This window comes from Flavobacterium cauense R2A-7, from assembly GCF_000498475.1.
GTDB classification, from domain to species: Bacteria; Bacteroidota; Bacteroidia; order Flavobacteriales; family Flavobacteriaceae; genus Flavobacterium; species Flavobacterium cauense.
The window spans coordinates 1-2,917 of the sequence record NZ_AVBI01000028.1 but is presented as its reverse complement, the minus strand read 5'-3'; the positions used below and the strand labels follow the sequence as shown (position 1 = coordinate 2,917).

Sequence of the window (2,917 nt, the reverse complement as noted above, 5' to 3'; positions counted from 1 at the left end):
ATTTTCAACCGTTACGGTGTTGCGACGTATACTTATGGTTCGGGTTATACGAATCAATGGCATGGTCAGTCGAATTCGGGTCAGGAGTTACCGGACGGTACGTATTATTATGTAATTGATACGACAGATGGTCAGACCAGAACGGGTTGGGTATATATAAACAGAGAGCGATAAGATAAAAATAGGGTGATCTGCTCCTTTTTACAGCTAAGAAGGAGCGGTATTATCCATAAGTTAAACAAGACAAGCATGAAGAAAATTTATTTGACCGTTTTGGTAGCCTTTATGGGGTTATTGGAAGTTCAAGCACAACAAGATCCTCATTACACGCAGTACATGTACAACATGAGTGTTATGAACCCGGCATATGCAGGATCGAAAGATGCCCTTTCGTTGGGATTGTTATACCGCAAGCAGTGGGTTGAGATTGAGGATGCGCCAACTACGGCTACCTTTTTCGGTCACAGTCCAGTTGGGAAGAATGTGGGATTGGGCTTATCGGTTATATCGGATAAGATTGGTCCTGTTGAGGAGAACAATGTTTATGGTGATTTCTCTTACACGTTAAAGTTAGGGGAAGAGCATAAGTTGGCCTTTGGTATGAAAGCGGGAGCAACGTTCCACAAAGTAGGATTGTTCAGTGAGGTATTCAGCAATGTTCCGGATGCGGATGACCCGGCTTTTGCAGAGAACACGAGCAATACGTTTTTGAACATCGGAGCGGGATTGTTTTATTATACGAACAAGTATTACATCGGAGCTTCGGTTCCGAACATGCTTAAGTCGAAACACCTTGATTTCAATGGTCGTAAATTCGGTTCGGAGGCTTCTCACTATTTTGTAACGGGAGGTTATGTTTTCGATATCAATGAGAACATGAAATTAAAACCGTTTGCGATGGTAAAATCGGCCTTCAATGCACCGGTATCGGTTGATGCGTCGTTAAACACGTTGTTGTATAATAAGTTCGAAGCGGGTATTACCTACCGTTTGGAGGATTCCTTCGGTGCGATGGTAAACTTCAACATTACTCCGGCTTTGCGTATTGGTTATGCTTACGATTATATCGTATCGGATCTATCGGCTAAAACCAAATCTTCGCATGAGTTTATGTTGTTGTATGATATCAATTTCTACAAGAAAGCATCTACTTCACCACGATTTTTCTAATTTAACCGCGATATTAAGACATGAAGAAGACCTATATTACTCTAAGTTTTGTATTCGCTGGTTTAACCCTATCAGCGCAGAACAAACACACACAAACGGCGGACAAACTGTATAATCGTTACGAATATATTGATGCCGCTGAAGAATATTTAAAATTAGTCAGCAACAATAAAGCCGATAACTATGTTTACCGTCAATTGGCCGACAGTTATTACAATGTTTTCAATACCGTAGAAGCAGCCAAATGGTATGCCAAGGCTACCGAGGAGAAACAGGATGCCGAGTTGTACTACCGCTATGCGCAAATGCTAAAAGCCAATGCGCAGTATGAAGCTTCCAACCAACAAATGGAGAAGTTTGCTGCTTTGGCACCCAGCGATCAAAGAGCAATTGCCTTTAAAAAAGAGCCGAACTATATTCCGCGCCTTACCGACCAACAGAAAATGTTTGATTTCAAAACCCTGGACATCAACAGTGACAAATCGGATTTCGGAGCGGTATTAACCAACGACAATACCTTGTATTTTGCCTCGGCCCGAAACACCTCACGCAAGAGCTACGGCTGGAATGACGAGCCTTACCTGGATTTGTACAAAACCACGCGTAATGCCGATGGTACTTTCAGTAAGCCAACCGAGGCGGAAGGAATGAACAGCAAATGGCATGATGGTCCTGCCGCGGTAAGTGCCGATGGGAACACCATGTATTTTTCCAGTGAAACCTTCAGAGACAAGATTTTTGATAAAGACAAGGAGAAAAAAGTAAAATTCGGTAACGTTGGTTTGTTTAGAGCCACTAAAACCGATGGCAAGTGGGGCAACATCCAAGCCTTGCCGTTTAACAATAAGGATTACAATGTAGGAAACCCGAGTTTGTCCAAAGACGGCAAAACGTTGTATTTCTCATCCAACATGCCGGGCACCCTTGGGGGATCGGATATCTGGAAAGTGGAAATCACGGGCGATAATACCTACGGTACTCCGCAGAACTTAGGCAACACCATCAACACTGAAGGAAGAGAGAACTTCCCGTTCCTTAGTGATGACAACAAGCTGTACTTTTCATCGGATTCCAGACAGGGATTTGGAGGATTGGATGTTTTTGTGGTGGATCTTGAAAAAGGAACCGAAGTGAAGAATGTTGGAAAACCGGTAAACTCGGAAAAAGATGATTTCGCTTTCACGTTCCACAAAGACCAGAACATCGGGTTTTTCTCGAGTAACCGCGGCGGACAAGACGATATTTATGCTGCCATTCCGGTATGTGGGGTACAGTTGAACACTACGGTTAAGAATGCCAAGACCGGTGAAATCCTATCGGGAGCAGCGGTGGCTATTTTGGATGACCGCAACAACGTAATCGAAACCAAAACCACAGCCATGGACGGTAAGGCCACTTATGCAACGGAATGCGACAAGGCCTATACGCTTCAGGTGTCGAAAGACGGCTTTGTGAGCAAAACTATTGCGGTGGAGAAGTCCAAGGGTGGTGAAGTGCCGATCGTGGCGGAATTGGATCCTATCGATGTGATTGTAACGGAAACAGAAGTAATCTTAAACGATATTTTCTTCGAATTCAACAAAAGCAACATTACCAAAGAAGGTGCCTTTGAGTTAGACAAACTGGTTCAGGTGATGAAAAACAACGCCAACATGGTGATTATGGTAAAATCGCACACGGACAACCGTGGATCGGACAGCTTCAATATGAATTTATCCGACCGTCGTGCCAAAGCAACGGTGCAGTA

Annotated in this window: 3 protein-coding genes; all 3 read left to right on the top strand. The window is 43.7% G+C overall.

Translation table 11 applies throughout. From position 1 onward, the window contains the following. Entirely contained in the window at positions 1-174 is a 174-nt protein-coding gene (locus FCR2A7T_RS15385) for a T9SS type B sorting domain-containing protein (RefSeq protein WP_394330456.1), read from the top strand. 75 nt (positions 175-249) lie between these two features. Continuing rightward, the gene (locus tag FCR2A7T_RS14460; protein WP_023572050.1) at positions 250-1,170 is read left to right on the top strand and encodes a PorP/SprF family type IX secretion system membrane protein; all 921 of its coding nucleotides are present in this window, start codon (positions 250-252) and stop codon (positions 1,168-1,170) included. A gap of 20 nt (positions 1,171-1,190) precedes the next feature. Beyond that, positions 1,191-2,917 (top strand): OmpA family protein (locus tag FCR2A7T_RS14455; RefSeq protein WP_035118845.1); only part of this gene is annotated, 1,727 nt, incomplete at its 3' end.

Coding starts and splice junctions, on each gene's coding strand:
- FCR2A7T_RS14460 (WP_023572050.1), top strand. CDS start 250: ATGAAGAAAATTTATTTGACCGTTTTGGTAGCCTTTATGGGGTTATTG.